Here is a 17,479-nt window from a genome sequence, read left to right as displayed (position 1 = left end):
GATGAAGCCGCTTCTGCCTCTCTGTTTATGCGCCAGCTTGCTGAGCGCCTGTGCCAGCCAGCCCGCCCCTGCGCCGGATAATCGCGCCTTCCTGACCCCGGGCACCAGCCTGGTGTTGCCGGTGCCAACCCTGGCGCAGCCACTTTATCGTCAGCAGCTGCTGAGTGCCCGGACCCAAAGTGGGGAGCATCAGCTGCTGGCGGTGCTGGAAGCCGATGGTCGCCAACTCACCCTGGTGGGGCTGACCCCGAGCGGGATCCGGTTGTTTCGCGTGAGCTATGACGGTGAGGCGATTCGCACCGAGCAACTCTCCAGTCTGCTGGGCGGCACTGCCCTGCCGCCCGTGGCCCAGGTAGTGGCCGATGTGATGCTCAGCTACTGGCCCATTCCCGCCTGGCAGGCGCAGCTGCCCAGAGGGTGGCAGCTCAAGGATGAGGGCATGGTGCGGCGCCTGAGGGATCCCGGGGGCAAATTGGTGAGCGAGATCTTCTATCAAGATATTGGCGGGGAGCGTGAGCCTGTGCGTCTGGTGCAGCACGCCTTCGAGTACCAGCTACTGATGGAGAAGTTGGCCCCATGACAGTGCTCATCAATCCCGTGTCCCCCTGTTTTATCCAGGATTACGGCCTGATCTGTGCCCTGGGCGAGGGCAAGCTGGCGGTAAGCGAGGCCCTGGCCGCCTGGCAGGCGGAGGGCATCAGCCCGCTCGACACCGAATATCAGGCCCTGAGCGATGGCAGACTCACGCCGGTTGGCCGGGTGAGGAGCGAGTTGCCCCCGCTGTCTGACGCGCTGGCGGCCTATGACTCTCGCAACAATCGACTGCTGCTGGCGGCCCTGGCTCAGATCCAGCCCAGGCTCGATGAGCTCAAGGCCAGGGTGGGGGCTGATCGCATCGCCATCGTGCTTGGCACCAGCACGGCCGGGATTGCCGAGGCGGAGTTGGCGGTCGCCGCCTGCGAACGGGGGGCGTCACTCCCCCCTGCCTTTGACTACCGCCAGCAGGAGCTGGGCTCGCCGAGCGAGTTTCTGTCGCGCCAGCTGGCCCTGACGGGGCCGGCTTATACCATCTCGACCGCCTGCTCTTCCAGTGCGCGCGCCTTTATCAGCGGCCAGCGGTTGCTGGCGGCCGGGATGGCCGATGCGGTGATCGTCGGGGGGGCCGACAGCCTGTGCGGTTTGACCCTCAATGGCTTTGATAGCCTGGAGTCTCTCAGCCTGACGCGCTGCCGTCCCTTCGGCGAAGCTAGACGGGGCATCAACATCGGGGAGGGGGCTGCCCTCTTTGTGCTGAGCCAGACCCCGGCCCCGCTGGCATTGCTGGGGGCTGGTGAATCCTCCGATGCCTGGCATATATCGGCGCCTCATCCGGAGGGGCTGGGGGCAGAGGCGGCGATGCGCATGGCCCTGTGCCAGGGGGGCATTGATGCCAGCGAACTCGATTACATCAACCTGCATGGCACCGCGACCCGGCTCAACGATGAGATGGAGAGCCGTGCACTCGCCCGGTTGTTTGGGGAGGGTGAGACGGCCCCTTGCAGTTCCAGCAAGATGTTGACCGGCCATTGTCTTGGGGCCGCAGGCGCCATCGAGGCGGCGCTCTGTTGTCTGCTGATGGAGCTGGGACAGGCTGCCCCCGACCAGGGTGCAGTGCAGGATCCTGCGCTGGTGCCGATTCAACTGGTGCAAGGGGGCGGACCCGCGTTTTCCAGCAAGAGCCTGGCTGACCCCATCACTCTGGCACTGTCGAACTCCTTCGCCTTTGGTGGCAATAACGTCAGCCTGCTGCTGGGCCGCCGCGATCTTGCATGCCCCGATGGGGAGCGTGGTCTCGCGGCACAAGAGATGACTACAGAACATGAATAAGATAACCATCGCCGAGCTGTTACCCCATCAGGCCCCCATGCTGCTGCTCGATCGCCTGCTCGATTATCAGGGCGCAAGGGTGCGTTGCGAGACCCGGGTCGGCGTGCAGCATGCGCTGCTGCTCGATGAGCAGGGAAACTTGCCCGCCTGGGTCGGCATAGAGCTGATGGCCCAGACCATAGCCGCCTGGGCCGGGATGCGGGGACGTGAGCGAGACGAGCCGGTGCGTATCGGCATGCTGCTCGGCAGTCGCCAGTATCAGAGTCAGGTGTCCGCCTTCGCGGCGGGGCAGCGGCTAATCATCGAGGCCGAATGCCTGCTGGAAGATGGTGGAATGGCCAGTTTCGAGTGCCGGATCCTCAGTGGCGATCGGCCCTGCGCCGAGGCGCGGCTCAGTACTTATCTGCCCAGTGAGGGCGAGCTGGCCACTCTCTTGGACACCGCGTGAGCGTGGCCGGTCTGGCTCAGTCTTGATGTCGGGTAATCCAGTGCAGCCTGATGGTCTGTGCGGGGGCCTGGGACCGAATTATTTGAATTTGTTAGGGAAGGATTGATTATGAGTTCCACCGTATTGGTGACGGGTGCCAGCAAGGGCATAGGCCGGGCCATCGCCTTGACGCTGGCCCGGGATGGCTTTCACATAGTGGTGCACTATCACAGTGATCGCTCAGGCGCAGAGGCAACCTTGGCCGAGCTAGTTGCGGCGGGGGGCCAGGGGCGACTGATCCAGTTCGATATCTCGAACAGGGAAGAGTGCCGAACCCGGCTCGAGTCGGACATCGAGACCCATGGCGCCTATTACGGCGTGGTCAGCAACGCCGGTGTCATCCGCGATGGCGCCTTCCCGGCCTTGACCGATGAAGATTGGGATGGGGTGCTGCACACCAATCTGGATGGTTTTTACAACCTGCTCAAGCCCTGCATCATGCCGATGATTGGGCTGCGCCGGGGCGGGCGCATCGTCACTCTCTCCTCCGTCTCAGGCATCATGGGCAACAGAGGTCAGGTCAACTACAGCGCCGCCAAGGCGGGCATCATCGGGGCCAGCAAGGCTCTGGCGCTGGAGCTCGCCAAACGCAAGATCACCGTCAATTGCGTGGCCCCCGGGCTCATCGACACCGGCATGGTCAATGCCGAGGTAGAGGCCGAGGCGATGAAGATGATACCGCTCAAGCGCATGGGCCAGGCTGACGAAGTGGCGGGGCTGGTCTCCTACCTGATGTCGGACATAGCGGCTTACGTGACTCGCCAGGTGATCTCCATCAATGGAGGCCTGATATGAGCGCGAACAACAGGCGGGTCGTGGTGACCGGCATGGCCGGAGTGACCGCCTTTGGCAACGACTGGCAGAGCGTGGGGCCGCGCCTCAAGGCCGAGCGCAATGGGGTGTGCCAGATGCCGGAGTGGGCCGTCTATGAGGGGCTCAATACCCGACTGGCCGCCCCCATCCCGGGCTTTGCATTGCCGAGCCACTATACCCGCAAGCAGACCCGTGCCATGGGCCGCGTCTCACAGCTATCCACAGTGGCGACCGAGCTGGCCCTCAGCCAGGCTGGCCTGATTGGCCACCCGGTACTGACCGGTGGCCGCACCGGCATCGCCTACGGCTCCTCCACCGGCAGTACTGCGCCCATCAGCGCCTTCGGCGCCATGCTCAACGACAAGACCACGGCCAGCATCACTGCAACCACCTATGTGCAGATGATGCCCCACACGGCGGCGGTCAATACTGGCCTCTTCTTTGGGCTGCGTGGCCGGGTCATTCCCACCTCGAGCGCCTGCACTTCCGGCAGTCAGGGGATTGGCTATGCCTATGAGGCGATCAAGCATGGCTATCAGGATCTGATGGTGGCGGGTGGCGCGGAGGAGCTTTGCCCTTCTGAGGCCGTGGTGTTTGACACCCTGTTCGCGACCAGCTTGCAAAATGAGACTCCGCAGCAGAGCCCCAGACCCTTTGACAGGGATCGCGATGGGCTGGTGATAGGGGAGGGGGCTGGCACCCTTGTGCTGGAGGAGCTGGAGCATGCCCTGGCGCGGGGCGCGACCATCCTCGCCGAGCTGGTGGGGTTTGCCACCAACTGCGACGCCGCCCATGTCACCCAGCCCCAGAGAGAAACCATGCAACTCTGCATGGAGATGGCCTTGAACGATGCCGGTTTGCAGGCCGGGGACATTGGCTATATCAGTGCTCACGGCACGGCGACCGAGCGTGGCGATATTGCCGAGAGTCATGCCACAGGTGCTATTTTCGGGGACAAGACCCCCATCTCCTCATTGAAAAGCTACCTTGGTCACACCCTGGGAGCCTGCGGCGCCATCGAGGCCTGGCTCTCTTTGGAGATGATGAATGAGGGCTGGTTCTCTCCCACCCTCAACCTGAACGAGCCGGATCCCGCCTGCGCCCCGCTGGACCATATCCGCAGCGGCGGCCGGGTGCTGGATGTGGAGTACGTGATGTCCAACAACTTCGCCTTTGGTGGCATCAATACCTCGCTCATCTTCAAGCGCTGGCCGTGATGGCCGGCATGGCAAAGAGGCGCTCTTGGGCGCCTCTTTTTATTGGGGGTGAGCAGAGCTTACTGCTTGGGGCGAAAAGGCTTGATGACGTTCTCATCGCACTCGAGATAGGGCCCTTCCATCAGATCGATGCAGTAAGGAATGGCGGGGAAGACAGCATCCAGGCACTCGCGAATGGATTTTGGTTTGCCTGGCAGGTTGACGATAAGGGTACTGCCCCGCAGGCCTGCGGTCTGGCGGGAGAGAATGGCGGTCGGGACGAACTTGAGCGACTCGGCGCGCATCAGCTCACCAAAGCCCGGCATCATGCGATCGCACACCGCCTCGGTCGCTTCAGGGGTGACATCACGCTTGGCGGGCCCTGTGCCCCCGGTGGTGACGATGAGGCAGCACTGCGCGTCATCCGCCAGCTGAGTCAGGCATGCCTCAATCTGGGGCTGTTCGTCCGGGATCAGGCGGTAGACGGCTTCCCACTCACAGCTCAGGTAGCACCCAAGCGTGTCCATGATGGCCTTGCCGGAGAGGTCCTCGTAGATGCCTGCACTGGCTCTGTCACTGACGGTGACTATGCCGATCTTTGCCTTATTCATACGATCCCTTGTCTGTCGCGATAGATAGGGAAATAAAATAGCATAATCAGATAGATATGTTAAATCCTGGGCTCGGTGGCCAATATGTCGCGTGATTGTTCATGGGGTTGTCGAACAGCTTGAAAATACATTTTCAGACGTAAAGTCCGCAATGGGAATAATAGTGCTACCCGGCTTGTTAAAAATGTATAAGAGATCATGGTTCGGGATGAGCTTCGATTTAAAAATTCAAGATGCTGATCTGCAATGATTAATATGTTCTTGTCGTAGGGAATTGTATTCAATGGAAGCCCGCAAGCGATTTAATGGTAAATTGAACTCCGCTCCCCCTTGGCATATATAACCAGTAGGAGAGGCTGGAACAGGCAATGTTCCGGCATCACACCCTCTCGATGCGAGAGTGGAGGGCGATATGGAATTACCTGATTTTGATACCTTGAAACGACTGGCCGCAACAGAGCCTCACTTGCTTGAGACCCTGCTCTATGAACAGATAGAGGCGGTGATAGAAACAGCCAATCCGGATCAGCAGCGCAGATTGAGAGGATTGCAGTTTCAGGTCGACTGCCAGCGCAGACTGGCCAAGAACCCCATCGACAGCTGTCTTCGCATCGTCAACATGATGCAAGACTCCTTCTTCCTGATGCGAAGCGAGATGAGCCGGCTCTGCTATTTCTCGGAAGAGGATGAACTTCCCCCATTGCCACCGCGCGATAATGTGGTCTCGTTGCAGGACCATCGCCATAAATAAGTGCCATTCGGCAATGACCTGTGCCGTGTTATAGCGTGGAAAATTATTATTCCGGATGACCTGGCGGATGAGTCAAACATTGTTTTATCGAGTTTTATTTGTCGCGCTGGCATGTTGTGATGTTAAGGAGATTACTATCCCATGCTGGTTGTTGATTGCACCCATTATTATGAGTGATATCGCTTTCAAGCTATTTTTCATTCGGTTAGTTGATCTCTCACCCTAATATACCCTACCAAGGATGGGTGAATAGCCTGGCCAGCTAGGCTAAGATAGCGCCTTTAACGCTACGACTCGAAGGGAATATGAGAAGTATCAGTCCAAGAAGGGTGCTGTCCCGGGAACAGCAGACAGAGGTCACCCGCATCCTCGTCAAGACAGGACAGATGTTGGCCCAGTTTGGTGCCGAAAGCCGGCTCATCGAGCAAACCACAATGCGGCTGGGTCTGGCGCTTGGGTTGGAGAGTGTCGAAATGGCCATCTCCTCAAGCGCCATCGTGCTGACCAGCCTCTATCAGGGGCATTGCGTCACCACCACCCGCCGGGTGCGCGAGCACGGCATCAATATGCAGGTGGTATGCGAGGTACAACGACTGTGCATCATGGCGGAGAAGCACCTCATCGGGGCGCGGGAAGTCAGGCAGCGACTCGATGCCATCAAGCCGTTCCACTACCACCCCTGGCTGGTAGTGCCCATGGTGGGCCTCTCCTGCGGTGCCTTCAGCCTGCTGTTTGGCGGCGACTGGCCCATCTTCCTGGTGACCTTCCTCGCCAGCGCCTGCGCCATGCGGGGACGTCAGCTGATGGCGCGCCACCATCACAGCCCCCTCATCAACTTTGCCGTGACCGGCTTCATCGCCACTCTGCTCGCCTCCAGCGCCACCTTCTTCGGCTGGGGCCAGCAACCCTACCTCGCCATGGCGGCGAGCGTCCTGTTGCTGGTGCCGGGGTTTCCCCTCATCAATGCGGTCTCCGACATGGTCAAGGGCTACTTCAATATGGGGCTGGCCCGCTGGGGGACCGCGACCCTGCTCACCATCAGTGCCGCTGTCGGCATAGTGCTTGCCATGTCGGTTACCGGGATCTGGGGGTGGAAAGTATGATGCCATTACAGCTGGTGGTTGTTTCGAGGGGCTCGGATAGAAGTCTCAGTCTCGTTACCCGACTGGTCACATCGTCAGACCGCGGGATCTGGGGGGGGCGGCCATGATGGAGCTGTTCTGGCTGCTGGCCAGGGATGGCTTCTGGTCGGCTATCCCGGCGGTGGGCTTTGCCATGCTGTTCAATGTGCCGCCCCGCATGCTTAAGTATTGCGCCATGGGCGGCGCCCTGGCCCATAGCCTGCGAACCTTGTTGATGCATGAGGGGATGCCCATCGAGTGGGCAACTCTGGCGGCGGCGACCACGGTCGGCTTTGTCTGTGTCCATTGGTCGCGGCGGCTGCTGGCCCCGCGTCCCGTGTTCAGCGTGGCCTCCATCATCCCCATGATCCCCGGCAGCTATGCCTTCAAGACGATGATTGCCATTGTCGAACTCAATATTCACGGGGTGACCCTGGAGCTTATCCAGAGCGCCCTGGAGAATGGGTTGAAGGCTATCTTTATCGTCGGCGCCCTGAGCTTCGGGCTGGCGATACCCTCGCTGGTCGTGTACCGTAACCGGCCCATTGTGTGAGAGATGCTGTGAGAGTGACGCCATGAAGATTTCCATGATTGCCGCCATGGCCCGTGATCGCGTGATTGGCAAGGACAACCAGATGCCCTGGCATCTGCCCGCCGATCTGGCCCATTTCAAGCGGGTGACCTTGGGTAAACCTATCCTGATGGGGCGTCGCACGTTCGAGTCCATCGGTCGTCCCCTTCCGGGAAGGCGTAATCTGGTGATCAGCCGCAATGCGGACTATGCCCCCGAGGGTGTCGAGGTGTTCTCTTCCCTGGAGGCCGTGCTGAGCAGCCTTGATGAGGGAGGAGAGGTGGAGGAGCTGATGGTGATTGGCGGCGGCAATCTTTATCGTCAGTTGCTGAACCAGGCCGACACCCTCTATCTCACCCAGATTGACCTGAATGTGGAGGGTGACACCCGCTTCCCGGCCTATGAGGCGCAGGAGTGGCATTGTGTGGCGAGCGAGGCTCATCAGCCGGATGAGAAGAACCCCCACGCTTATCGCTTCGAGACCCTGGTGCGCCACGGCCCATCGGCGGTGTCGCCCTAGGGGTAGGGTGTTGACAATAAAAAGGCCCCGTGAGGGGCCTTTTTATTGGTCTGTGCTTCTGCGGATCGCCGCTGGGCCCATATCTCAGCGAGCATGCGCGGGGCAGGGGGTGCTGATCAGGGCATCATCTTCCAGGCGCCACAGGGTGAGGCTGTTGCCCCAGACGCAGCCGGTATCGAGGGCCTTGATATGGCTGCGGCCAGTGCTGCCCATCAAGGCCGCCCAGTGACCGAATACCAGGGTGGGATCGTCGCTATGACGTTCCCGCAGTTCGAACCAGGGGTGCAGTCCGGGCGTCGACTCATCAGGCCCCAGCTTGCACTTGAAGTCGAGCCGACCATCGGCGTGGCAAAAGCGCATCCGGGTGAAGCTGTTGATGATGTAGCGATAGCGATCTATGCCGAGCAGGCCTTCATCCCAGCTGTCGGGATGATCGCCATACATGTGATGCAGCAGCCATTGATACTGGTCGCTTCGCAGCAGGCTCTCCACCTCCCTGGCACAGCGGCGGGCGGTATCGGCATCCCACGCCGGAGAGAGACCTGCATGGACCATCATCACAGGGTTGGTCGGGTGGCTGCACTCGGCCAGCAGTGGTCGATGACGCAGCCATTCCAGCAGGGTATCCCTGTCCGGCGCCTCCATCAGGGTCTGCAGTCTGTCTTTTTTCTTGAGGGGCGCCACCCCTTCGGCGACCGCCAGCAGATGCAGATCATGATTGCCGAGTATGCAGACGGCGCTATCCCCAAGAGACTTGGCAAAGCGCAGCACAGAGAGAGAGTCCGGTCCCCGTGCCACCAGATCCCCCGCCAGCCAGAGTCTGTCCTTTACGGGATCAAAATCAGCCAGCTCGAGCAGGCGGCGCAGGTCGTCATAGCAACCCTGTATATCACCGACAAAACAGTTTGCCATGAAACCTCAATTGATAATGTGGGGAACGGCCAGGGTGAAGGGGGCTATGGGGGCATCGAACTCATTGCCCGCGTCATCCCGCATCCGATAACTCCCCTCCATGACCCCGAGGGGGGTATCGAGGGGAACACCACTCTGGTAACGGAAGGTCTCACCGGGGGGGATGACGGGTTGTTCACCGACCACGCCAGGCCCCTCGACCTCCACTATCTTGCCGTTGGCATCGGTGATGATCCAGCGCCGGGCGAGCAGTTGTGCCGAGCCAGGTCCCAGATTCTGGATCTCGATGAGATAGAGAAACTGGTAGGGATCCTGGCTGTCCTCGATATAGCTGGGATGAGGGCGGATATGAATGGTCGGTGTCGCCATGATGTCAGGCCTGTTGCTGGTCAGCCAACCAGTTGGCGATGGTCACAAACTGTTCCAGGGAGAGATTCTCCGGGCGCAGGGTGCTGTCTATGCCAAGCTCGGTGAGCTGGTCCACGGTGATGAAGTTCGCAAAACTGTTGCGAATGGTCTTGCGGCGCTGGCCGAAGCCCTCGGTACAGACCCGGCTCAGGCAGCGCAGATCCTTGGCGACTATGGTCGGATTTTTGTGAGGCACCAGGCGCACCACGGCAGAGTCCACTTTCGGAGCTGGCTTGAAGGCGCCGGGACCCACTTCCAGTACCGGGATCACCTGACAGTAGTATTGAACCATGACGCTCAGGCGGCCATAAGCCTTGCTGCCGGGGCCGGCACACATCCGCAATACCACTTCTTTTTGCAACATGAAGTGCATGTCTGCTACCCGGTCGGCAAACTCGCACAGGTGGAAGATAAGCGGGGTAGAGATGTTGTAGGGCAGGTTGCCGAAGATGCGCAGCGGCCCCTTGCCTTCGCCCATCAGGGTCCCAAAGTCGAAACGCATGGCATCGGCTTCGATCACGGTCAGCTTCTCTTTCAGGGTGGGGTGCTCGCGCAGACGCGCGGCCAAGTCCCTGTCCAGCTCGACCACTGTCATCTTGTCCATCTGGGAGGCGACCGGTTCGGTCAGTGCTGCCAGACCCGGGCCTATCTCCACCAGGTTCTGACCCGGCTGTGGATTGATGGCGGCCACTATCTGATCGATCACATAGCTGTCGTGCAAGAAGTTCTGACCGAAACGCTTACGGGCCGTGTGGCCCATGTGCATCTTACTGCTCATATTTTTTTCTCTACCATCAGAATGGCGTGGTTAAGCGCGGTGATCAGGCTGCCAGAATCTGCCAGGCCCTTGCCTGCCAAGTCCAGCGCAGTGCCGTGATCCACCGAGGTACGGATAAAGGGGAGTCCGAGGGTGATATTGACCGAGCGCCCGAAGCCCTTGTACTTGAGCACGGGCAACCCCTGGTCGTGGTACATGGTCAGTACCGCGTCCGCATCCTTGAGGTACTTCTCCTGGAACAGGGTATCGGCTGGCAGGGGGCCAACCAGATCGATCCCTTCCTGGCGCAGGGCGTTCAGAGCGGGTTCGATCACGTCTATTTCTTCCCGGCCCAGGTGACCCCCTTCCCCGGCGTGGGGATTGAGGCCGCAGACGTAAATCCTGGGACTCGCAATGCCAAACTTGCTTTTCAGATCCGCATTGAGAATGCGGATCACCTTGCCCAGACGCTCCGCCGTGATGGCTCGAGCGACATTGGCGAGGGGAATGTGGGTGGTGGCCAGCGCCACCCTCAGGCCGTCGGTGGCGAGCAGCATGACCACATCGCCGACCCCGGCCTGCTGGGCAAAGAACTCGGTGTGGCCGCTGAACGAGACCCCAGCCTGGTTGATGATGCCCTTGTGCACCGGGCCTGTGACCACAGCGGCAAACTCGCCGCTCAGGTTGCCATCACAGGCGCGCTGCAAGGTAGCCAGCACATAGGCACCATTGGCCTCGTCGAGCTCGCCCGCCACCTCGGTTGTCCCCAGGGTGACCGGACAGAGGGTCAGGCTACCTGCCCGCTGGGGGGTGGCGGGCAGGGCGGGATCGTAGGGGACGAGTTCGATATCGAGTCCCAGAATGGCGGCTCGGCGGCGCATCAGCGCAGGATCGGCCACCACCACTAGCTGATGAGGCCAATCGCGCTGGGCGATCTCGAGCACCAGATCCGGCCCAATGCCTGCTGGCTCACCTGGCGTTATTGCGAGACGTTGGCAAATCATCAACTACTGGCGCCTTCGATGCGGATATAGGCTTCATCGCGCAGCTCATCCAGCCAGGCCTGGGACTCTTCCACGAAGCGGCGATTGTAGATCAGCTGGTAAGCGCGCTGTTCCTGAGCCTTGTCGGTGGCATCCTGGCTGCGTCTCTCTTCCAGCTGAACCAGGTGCCAGCCGTGGCTGGTACGGAACGGTTCGCTGTACTGACCGGGTTGCAGGCGATTGACCATGTCGCGGAACTCAGGGACATAGACGTTGGGATCGGACCAGCCGAGCTCGCCGCCTTGTACCGCAGAACCCGGATCTTCGGAGTACTTCTCTGCCAGGGCGGCGAAGTCAGCTTTGCCGCTCTTGATATCGTGGAGGAAGCCATCGAGCATGCCCTTGGCCTTCTCTTCGCTCAGGATGATCGAGGGTTTGATCAGGATGTGGCGGGCTTTGACCTCGGTCTGCACCACTTGTTGTATCCCCTTGGCATCGAACACCTTGACGATGTGCAGGCCAGCACCGGAACGCAGCGGGCCAACGATGTCACCCTTCTTGGCACCCTGTACCGCATCGGCCATCAGGGTTGGCATCTCTTGTGGGCTCATCCAGCCCCAGTCGCCGCCTTCCAGGGCCTTGGGGCCATTGCTCTCGGCGATGGCCAGCTCGCGGAAGTCTGCGCCGTTACGCAGGCGCTTGAGCAGGCTGTCGATCTTGGCTTTGGCTGCATTGAGCTGCTCGGCACTCGGGTTGTCCGGCAGGGCTATCTGGATGTGACCGACATGAAACTCCTGCTGTTGCTGGCCCTGTTTCTGCAACGCCTGCACCACCTGCTTGACCTCTTGATCCGAGATGTTGATGCGGCGGCGGATCTGGTTGCGGCGCACCTCGTTCATCAGGATCTCGCGACGCACTTCTTCCCGGTACTGGGCATAACTGATGCCCTCCCGATCAAGCTGGGCACGCAATTGTTCCAGGTTCATCTTGTTGTCGGCAGCGATGCTGTTGATGGCCTGTTCGAGCTGGGTGTCGCTTATCTTCAGACCTTGCCGGTCCGCCAGCTGCAATTGCAGACTCTCCTGGATCAGGCGATCCAGCGCCTGTTTGCGCAGGGTGACGTCATCGGGCAGCGCCTGGCCGCTCTCCTTGGCAGAGAACTTGATCTTGTTGACCAGGGCCTCTTGCTGGCTGGCGAGTACCACGTCTTTGTTGACCACCGCCAGCACCTTGTCGATGAGCTCGGGGGAGGCAAGGGCACTCTGGCTCATGACACCTAACAGGCCTGCGGTCAGCAGGGAAATCCACGTCTTCTTCATATCCATCTCTCAAGGCGTTTTGCGATGACTCACTTGTCCCGCAGGTTAAACGGACGAATGTAAGGCAGGGCATCTGTATCCAGACTGGTGCCCTTGGCCCCTGTACCCACACTACCCAATCCTTTCATTTCAAACTGGATGCCGAAACTACGCTCCGAAGTGGGCTGGTAGGTGACGTTATCCGGGCTGTTGACCCACTCCAGGTTGAAGTTGATGCTCCAGCAACAGGAGTCATATTTGACGCCTATTTTGCGGTCGACTTTGACGTTCTGATCCAGGTCGTAGTAATAGCCGCCATACATGTGCCACTGGTCATTGATGGGCGAGCCCACCACCATGCCGACCTGATTGATGTTGGCCGTCTCACCGCTGCGGGTGAGGTCATAGTTGGCATCACGCACGAAGCGGTAGTTGACCTGGCTGACCAGCTTCTCATGGCGGTATTCCAGGGCACTGTTGGCGGAGCTGAACTCTTTTTCCTGCACGTCATACTGGGCGCCGGCATGGGCGAACCACTGTTCGCTTATCTTGGCATCCCCCTCGAACGACAGGGGAGAGCGGGTGTTGGTGCTCGCCTCATCGCTGGGATAGAGGGTGACCCTGGGGGCGACAAAATCGAATGCCTGGGCCACTGCCAGACGGAGGCGCTCATCCCCTACGGCATCATAGACCCGGCTGGTCAGGCCTACCGAGACCCGGTTGGAGTCACTTATTCTGTCCAGACCGGCGAAACGGCGATCGCTGAACAGGCTGTAGTAGTCCTGGCGCATGCTGGTCGAGTCATAGATGCCTATGTTGTCCTGATCCTTGTAGGGGACATAAAGGTACTGAAACTCGGGTTCTAGGGTCTGGTTGGCATTTTCACCAAACCAATCCTGCTGGCGATCGAAGGTCATGCCACCTTTGAGGCGGAACGAGGGCAACACCCGGGTGACGTTGTCATCAAGATTGGTCAACCCCTTGTTACGGTAATAGGCCGTGAGCTTGCTGCTGTCAGGGACATCCTGATTGTACTGGGTGTACATCAGCTTGTACTGGCTATCCATATAGTAGCCAGCAGCGTCGATGAGCGGCACCGTCAGGGTCGGCGCACTATAGAGGCGGGTACCGGTGTAGGCTTCCCCTATGGTGGACTGATCGTTGTCATAGCCGAACTTGGTCAGTTCGGTATTCCAGGCAAGATCGAACCAATTGCCCTGACGGTAATAGTTGTGATTGATGCGCGGCAGCATGGAGTGGGGCTGCTGGGCACCGGCCAGCAATATCTGGTAGGTCCGAGCCTCTGTGGTCAGGTTCCAGTCCTGCTGGTAATAACCGGCCTTGAAGGATTGCTGCAACTGGTTGTCGACCTGAGTGCCGACCGGCGGCGAGAAGTCGTTGAAATAGTTGTAATCCTTATCACGCACCTTGGTGTAATCGAGGGACATCACCAGGGCGTTGTCGAGGAAACGTGATGTATGGCGGGCACTGAGCAGATAGCGGTGACCATCGGCGAGATAGTCATTGAGGCTATCCGTCTCGTCATACTGCTTGTCGTCGGCCAGGTTCTCGAAATAGAGGCTGCCGGTATGGGACGGGTTCGGCATATAGCGGAACTCGAGCTGTTCCATCAGACCGCGCCTGTCCATGAAGCGGGAGCTGATCGTCGCGTCGTAGTTGGGAGCTATGTTCCAGTAGAAGGGCTGGTTGATGTCCATGCCGTTCTTGGAGCTCTGCTCATAACTGGGGTAGAGCAGACCCGTCTTGCGCTGATCCTTGATCGGGAAATTGATATAGGGGAAATAGAACACCGGGTAGTCATAAAGCCAGAGGCTGGCGTTCCAGGCTTCGCCGAACACCTCGTTCTGATCGATGTCGATGCTTCCCGCCTTCAGGGTCCAGGCTTCCTGGCCTGGTGGGCAAGTGGTGTACTGCGCCCCCTCCAGAGTGATGTTCTGGTTGTTATTGGTCATGATGACCCGCTCGGCCGAGCCGCGCACCGGCGAGCCATGAACCTGATAGACACCCTCTTCCAGCTCGGAATCTTTGGTGTTTAGGTTGGACTTCAGGGTCTTGTCACTGGTCACAGTGATTTGGCCATCGTTGTAGTAGATGTTGCCGATGGCGATCACATCCCGGCTCTTCTGATCAACCTGGGCATAGTCAGAATCAAACTTGCGGACACCCTGGCGAACTTTTACGTCGCCCTGATAGACGGCAGTACCGCCTTGCTTGGCCTCGAGACGATCAGCATCCACCTCCACCGGCAGGGCGTTGGCATCCTGATTGGCGGGGGCTTTTTCTATCTTGGGAACATAGTCATAGCAGAGACCGTCCAGCAGACCAGTGGCGGCGGGTACGCCCAATGGCGCAGCCTGGATATATGCCGGGCTGGCAAGGCCAATGGTCAGGGCGATGGGACAGGCACGCCCCAGTGTCCATTTTGTCATTTAGAAGACTCGCGCAATCCGTATCGAAACGGCTGATTCAAGAGCATGCATAATACGCCAGGACTCATCGAGTTGACATTGCATCTCATTGCTTTATGTTAGCCAGCAATGATAAAGCATTATTGCGGCCAGGGCTAACAGCCTAGCGCTGCTTTCCTCCTTCAGCGGTCCTTCACTCATGTCCAATCGTTTCGATGCCCTGCTCCAGTTCGCTCGTCAGTACACCGGCGACCCCCAGCTGACGCTGACCCTTATCTCTGGTGATGCCAGTTTCCGTCGTTACTATCGGGGGGCAGATCTTGTCTGGGTGGATGCCAATCCCCACACCGAAAAGAATCACGAATTCGTCCGCAATGCGGCCGCCTTGCATGCCTGTGGTCTGCTGGCACCCGAGGTGCGAGCGGTCGATTACCGTCTTGGTCTGCTGGCGGTGACGGATCTTGGCGACATCCAGCTGATTAACTGCCTGGACGAGACCAGCGTGCTGGCCTGGTATGAGAAAGCCATCGCCCTGCTGCCTCAGCTTGGGGATGTGGCGTTGGCTCTGGAGCCTTTCGATGAGTTCTTCATGGCCCGGGAGAATGCCATCTTCCCGGAATGGCTGCTCGGCAAGCATCTGCAGCTGCTGCTCAGCGACGCAGAGCAGCGTCTGCTCGATGACACCTTCGCCTGCCTGACCGCCAACAACCTTGCCCAGCCACAAGGGGTGATGCACCGGGATTTTCATAGTCGCAATCTGATGGTGTGCAGTGTGACGGAAGGGGCCCCCGTTCCTGCCCTGAGCGAGTTGGCCATCATCGATTTTCAAGACATGGTCATGGGCCCCCTCAGTTATGATCTCGTCTCCCTGTTGAAAGACTGCTACGTGCGCTGGCCGGACGCGGTGATCGAGCAGGGCATGCAGCTTGGCTTTGAACAGCTGAGTCAAACTGGGCTGCTTGGTGAGCTTGATTATGCCAGCTTCCGTCGTCATGCCGACCTGACCGGTATGCAGCGTCATCTGAAGGCGGCGGGTCTATTCACCCGTCTCTACCACAGAGATGGCAAATCAGGTTATCTCAAGGACATTCCTCGCACTCTGGGTTATGTGGTGGATAGCTGCCAGTTACATGGCGCCACCTATCCTGTACTGGCCGAGTTTGGTGACTGGCTGGTGCGCCGGGTCCTGCCCGGTTTTGCTGGCGCGGCAGTTGAGGGCAAGGGCCAATGAAAGCCATGATTCTGGCGGCCGGTCGCGGTGAGCGGATGCGCCCGCTCACCGACAGCCTGCCCAAGCCGCTGCTGATGGTCGGGGGCAAGCCGCTTATCGTCCATCATATCGAGAAGCTAAAAGCTGCCGGAGTACGCGAGCTGGTCATCAACCATGCCTGGCTCGGTGATAAACTGGTGGCGGCCCTTGGCGATGGCAGCCAGTTCGGGGTGCAGATAGCCTGGTCTGCGGAGGCGACGGCCCTCGAGACGGCGGGAGGCATAGTACAGGCGCTGCCTCTGCTGGGGGATGCCCCTTTTTTGGTGATCAACGGTGATACCTGGCTGGGGCTGGATTACACGCCTCTGGTATCTCAGGAGCTGGGGGGGGATCTCGCCCATCTCTGGTTGGTCACCAATCCTCCCCAGCATCCGGACGGGGATTTTTCCCTTGAGGGGGATAGAGTCTGGGATCGCCCCGGCCTGACGTTTAGCGGCGTTGGTCTCTATCAAGCCGAGGCCTTCAGTGCCCTCACTCCGGGCAGTCGTAAACTTGCCCCGCTGCTGCGGGACTGGATGGCGCAAGGACGGGTGGGCGGTTCGCTTCTTACTGGAGACTGGCGCGATATCGGCACTGTGGCACGGCTGCGTGCCCTGGACGATGAGCTGGTAAGCTCCACTAATTAATATGAGGTTTTGAGTCATGCGTATTTGGGGCAAGGTGCTTGGCGCCTTCTTCGGTTTTCTGCTCGGCAATATTTTTGGATTGCTGATAGGCCTCTGGCTCGGTCACAGATTCGACCGTGGTATCGGCATCCAGGGGGCCTTTCGTCGCACCCCGACCGCCGAGCAACAGGCTATTTTCTTCCATGCCACCTTCGCGGTCATGGGCCACATTGCCAAGGCGGGGGGGCAGGTCACCGAGCAGGAGATCCGGGTCGCTGCGGCACTGATGGAGCGGATGCGCCTCTCCCCCGAGCAGCGCAGCAACGCCCAGCGCTCGTTTCGCGAGGGTAAAGAGGCTGATTTTCCCCTGCGCCAGACCTTGGCGGGGTTTCGCAGTGCGAGCCAGGGCCAGCGCGACATCTTGCGCTTCTTCCTTGAGGTGCAACTGCAGGCGGCATTTGCCGATGGTCAGGTCGAGGCGGCCGAGCGCGCCATCTTGCAGACCATTGCCGAGGAGCTGGGCTTCAGCCAGATAGAACTGGCGCGGATCCTTGCCATGGCCGAAGCGCAGATGAACTTCTTCCGCCATGGCGGCCAGGGTCAGTATCAAGGGGGTCATCACTCTGCGGGTCAGCAACCGCCTAGCCAGGACAGGCTCAAGGATGCCTACCAGTTGTTGGGGGTGAGCGAAGAGATGTCGGATGCCGAGGTGAAGAAAGCCTATCGCAAGGAGATGAGCAAGCATCACCCGGACAAGCTTGCCGCCAAGGGCTTGCCGCCTGAGATGATGGAGATGGCCAAGGAGAAGGCCCAGGAGATCCAGCAAGCCTGGGAGTGGATCCGCGAGGCCCGCGGCATCCGCTAGCCCCACGTCACCGACA

19 protein-coding genes are annotated in these 17,479 nt (G+C 59.8%); 12 read left to right on the top strand and 7 right to left on the bottom strand.

Translation table 11 applies throughout. The features are described from left to right. Nucleotide 1 precedes the first annotated feature (1 nt). The 5 genes from ACSMDR_RS06780 (at nucleotide 2) to ACSMDR_RS06760 (ending at nucleotide 4,383) form a co-directional block, all read left to right on the top strand. The gene (locus tag ACSMDR_RS06780) at nucleotides 2-580 is read left to right on the top strand and encodes a DUF3261 domain-containing protein (RefSeq protein ID WP_436467711.1); all 579 of its coding nucleotides are present in this window, start codon (nucleotides 2-4) and stop codon (nucleotides 578-580) included. After that, nucleotides 577-1,866, top strand: a complete 1,290-nt coding sequence (locus ACSMDR_RS06775) for a beta-ketoacyl-[acyl-carrier-protein] synthase family protein (protein ID WP_436467710.1) — start codon at nucleotides 577-579, stop codon at nucleotides 1,864-1,866. The genes ACSMDR_RS06780 and ACSMDR_RS06775 overlap by 4 nt, the downstream gene beginning before the upstream one ends. Continuing rightward, on the top strand, nucleotides 1,859-2,314 hold the full coding sequence (locus ACSMDR_RS06770; protein WP_005893790.1) for a hotdog family protein: 456 nt from the start codon (nucleotides 1,859-1,861) through the stop codon (nucleotides 2,312-2,314). Before ACSMDR_RS06775 ends, ACSMDR_RS06770 begins: the two co-directional genes overlap by 8 nt. A gap of 108 nt (nucleotides 2,315-2,422) precedes the next feature. Then, nucleotides 2,423-3,148 carry a 3-ketoacyl-ACP reductase FabG2 gene (locus ACSMDR_RS06765; RefSeq protein ID WP_436467709.1) on the top strand — a complete coding sequence of 242 codons (726 nt, stop codon included), beginning with the start codon at nucleotides 2,423-2,425 and terminating at the stop codon, nucleotides 3,146-3,148. Beyond that, the gene (locus tag ACSMDR_RS06760) at nucleotides 3,145-4,383 is read left to right on the top strand and encodes a beta-ketoacyl-ACP synthase (RefSeq protein ID WP_005893787.1); all 1,239 of its coding nucleotides are present in this window, start codon (nucleotides 3,145-3,147) and stop codon (nucleotides 4,381-4,383) included. Before ACSMDR_RS06765 ends, ACSMDR_RS06760 begins: the two co-directional genes overlap by 4 nt. A 59-nt stretch (nucleotides 4,384-4,442) precedes the next feature. Here ACSMDR_RS06760 and mog read toward each other — a convergent pair whose 3' ends face one another. Further along, entirely contained in the window at nucleotides 4,443-4,973 is a 531-nt protein-coding gene (mog, locus tag ACSMDR_RS06755) for a molybdopterin adenylyltransferase (protein WP_005893786.1), read from the bottom strand. A gap of 412 nt (nucleotides 4,974-5,385) precedes the next feature. Between mog and ACSMDR_RS06750 the strand changes: the two genes are divergently transcribed. The 4 genes from ACSMDR_RS06750 to folA all read left to right on the top strand — a co-directional run bounded on the left by ACSMDR_RS06750 (nucleotide 5,386) and on the right by folA (nucleotide 7,936). Next, nucleotides 5,386-5,724, top strand: coding sequence for a DUF3135 domain-containing protein (locus tag ACSMDR_RS06750; RefSeq protein ID WP_005893784.1), 339 nt, complete (start codon nucleotides 5,386-5,388; stop codon nucleotides 5,722-5,724). A gap of 305 nt (nucleotides 5,725-6,029) precedes the next feature. Continuing rightward, nucleotides 6,030-6,827 (top strand): threonine/serine exporter family protein, encoded by a 798-nt coding sequence (locus tag ACSMDR_RS06745; RefSeq protein WP_436467708.1) that lies wholly within the window; start codon nucleotides 6,030-6,032, stop codon nucleotides 6,825-6,827. A gap of 103 nt (nucleotides 6,828-6,930) precedes the next feature. Next, nucleotides 6,931-7,398: a threonine/serine exporter family protein gene (locus ACSMDR_RS06740; RefSeq protein ID WP_436467707.1), complete on the top strand. Its 468-nt coding sequence runs from the start codon at nucleotides 6,931-6,933 to the stop codon at nucleotides 7,396-7,398. Nucleotides 7,399-7,420: 22 nt separating this feature from the next. Continuing rightward, nucleotides 7,421-7,936 (top strand): type 3 dihydrofolate reductase, encoded by a 516-nt coding sequence (gene folA / locus ACSMDR_RS06735; RefSeq protein WP_436467706.1) that lies wholly within the window; start codon nucleotides 7,421-7,423, stop codon nucleotides 7,934-7,936. Nucleotides 7,937-8,020: 84 nt separating this feature from the next. Here folA and ACSMDR_RS06730 read toward each other — a convergent pair whose 3' ends face one another. Genes ACSMDR_RS06730 through lptD form a run of 6 tightly spaced genes read right to left on the bottom strand, consistent with a single transcriptional unit; the run spans nucleotide 8,021 to nucleotide 14,744 of the window. Continuing rightward, nucleotides 8,021-8,848, bottom strand: a complete 828-nt coding sequence (locus tag ACSMDR_RS06730) for a symmetrical bis(5'-nucleosyl)-tetraphosphatase (protein ID WP_436467705.1) — start codon at nucleotides 8,846-8,848, stop codon at nucleotides 8,021-8,023. Between the two features lie 6 nt (nucleotides 8,849-8,854). Beyond that, nucleotides 8,855-9,217, bottom strand: a complete 363-nt coding sequence (apaG, locus tag ACSMDR_RS06725) for a Co2+/Mg2+ efflux facilitator ApaG/CorD (protein ID WP_005893778.1) — start codon at nucleotides 9,215-9,217, stop codon at nucleotides 8,855-8,857. Nucleotides 9,218-9,221: 4 nt separating this feature from the next. Continuing rightward, a complete protein-coding gene (gene rsmA / locus ACSMDR_RS06720) occupies nucleotides 9,222-10,034 on the bottom strand; it encodes a 16S rRNA (adenine(1518)-N(6)/adenine(1519)-N(6))-dimethyltransferase RsmA (RefSeq protein ID WP_005893776.1) in 813 nt (270 codons plus the stop codon). After that, on the bottom strand, nucleotides 10,031-11,017 hold the full coding sequence (pdxA, locus tag ACSMDR_RS06715) for a 4-hydroxythreonine-4-phosphate dehydrogenase PdxA (protein WP_436468210.1): 987 nt from the start codon (nucleotides 11,015-11,017) through the stop codon (nucleotides 10,031-10,033). Before pdxA ends, rsmA begins: the two co-directional genes overlap by 4 nt. After that, entirely contained in the window at nucleotides 11,017-12,315 is a 1,299-nt protein-coding gene (gene surA / locus ACSMDR_RS06710; protein ID WP_436467704.1) for a peptidylprolyl isomerase SurA, read from the bottom strand. The genes pdxA and surA overlap by 1 nt, the downstream gene beginning before the upstream one ends. A gap of 29 nt (nucleotides 12,316-12,344) precedes the next feature. Beyond that, nucleotides 12,345-14,744: an LPS assembly protein LptD gene (gene lptD, locus ACSMDR_RS06705; RefSeq protein WP_436467703.1), complete on the bottom strand. Its 2,400-nt coding sequence runs from the start codon at nucleotides 14,742-14,744 to the stop codon at nucleotides 12,345-12,347. A 178-nt stretch (nucleotides 14,745-14,922) separates the two neighbouring features. Between lptD and ACSMDR_RS06700 the strand changes: the two genes are divergently transcribed. From ACSMDR_RS06700 to djlA, 3 genes are read left to right on the top strand one after another with little or no spacing between them, the layout of a single operon-like run. Then, a complete protein-coding gene (locus tag ACSMDR_RS06700) occupies nucleotides 14,923-15,954 on the top strand; it encodes an aminoglycoside phosphotransferase family protein (RefSeq protein ID WP_436467702.1) in 1,032 nt (343 codons plus the stop codon). Further along, nucleotides 15,951-16,619 (top strand): N-acetylmuramate alpha-1-phosphate uridylyltransferase MurU, encoded by a 669-nt coding sequence (gene murU, locus ACSMDR_RS06695; protein WP_436467701.1) that lies wholly within the window; start codon nucleotides 15,951-15,953, stop codon nucleotides 16,617-16,619. Before ACSMDR_RS06700 ends, murU begins: the two co-directional genes overlap by 4 nt. Nucleotides 16,620-16,635: 16 nt before the next feature. Continuing rightward, nucleotides 16,636-17,463 carry a co-chaperone DjlA gene (gene djlA / locus ACSMDR_RS06690; RefSeq protein ID WP_436467700.1) on the top strand — a complete coding sequence of 276 codons (828 nt, stop codon included), beginning with the start codon at nucleotides 16,636-16,638 and terminating at the stop codon, nucleotides 17,461-17,463. Nucleotides 17,464-17,479 lie beyond the last annotated feature (16 nt).

The organism is Aeromonas molluscorum (assembly GCF_051376105.1).
GTDB classification, from domain to species: domain Bacteria; phylum Pseudomonadota; class Gammaproteobacteria; order Enterobacterales; family Aeromonadaceae; genus Aeromonas; species Aeromonas molluscorum.
This window is presented reverse-complemented; position numbering and strand designations above follow the sequence as displayed.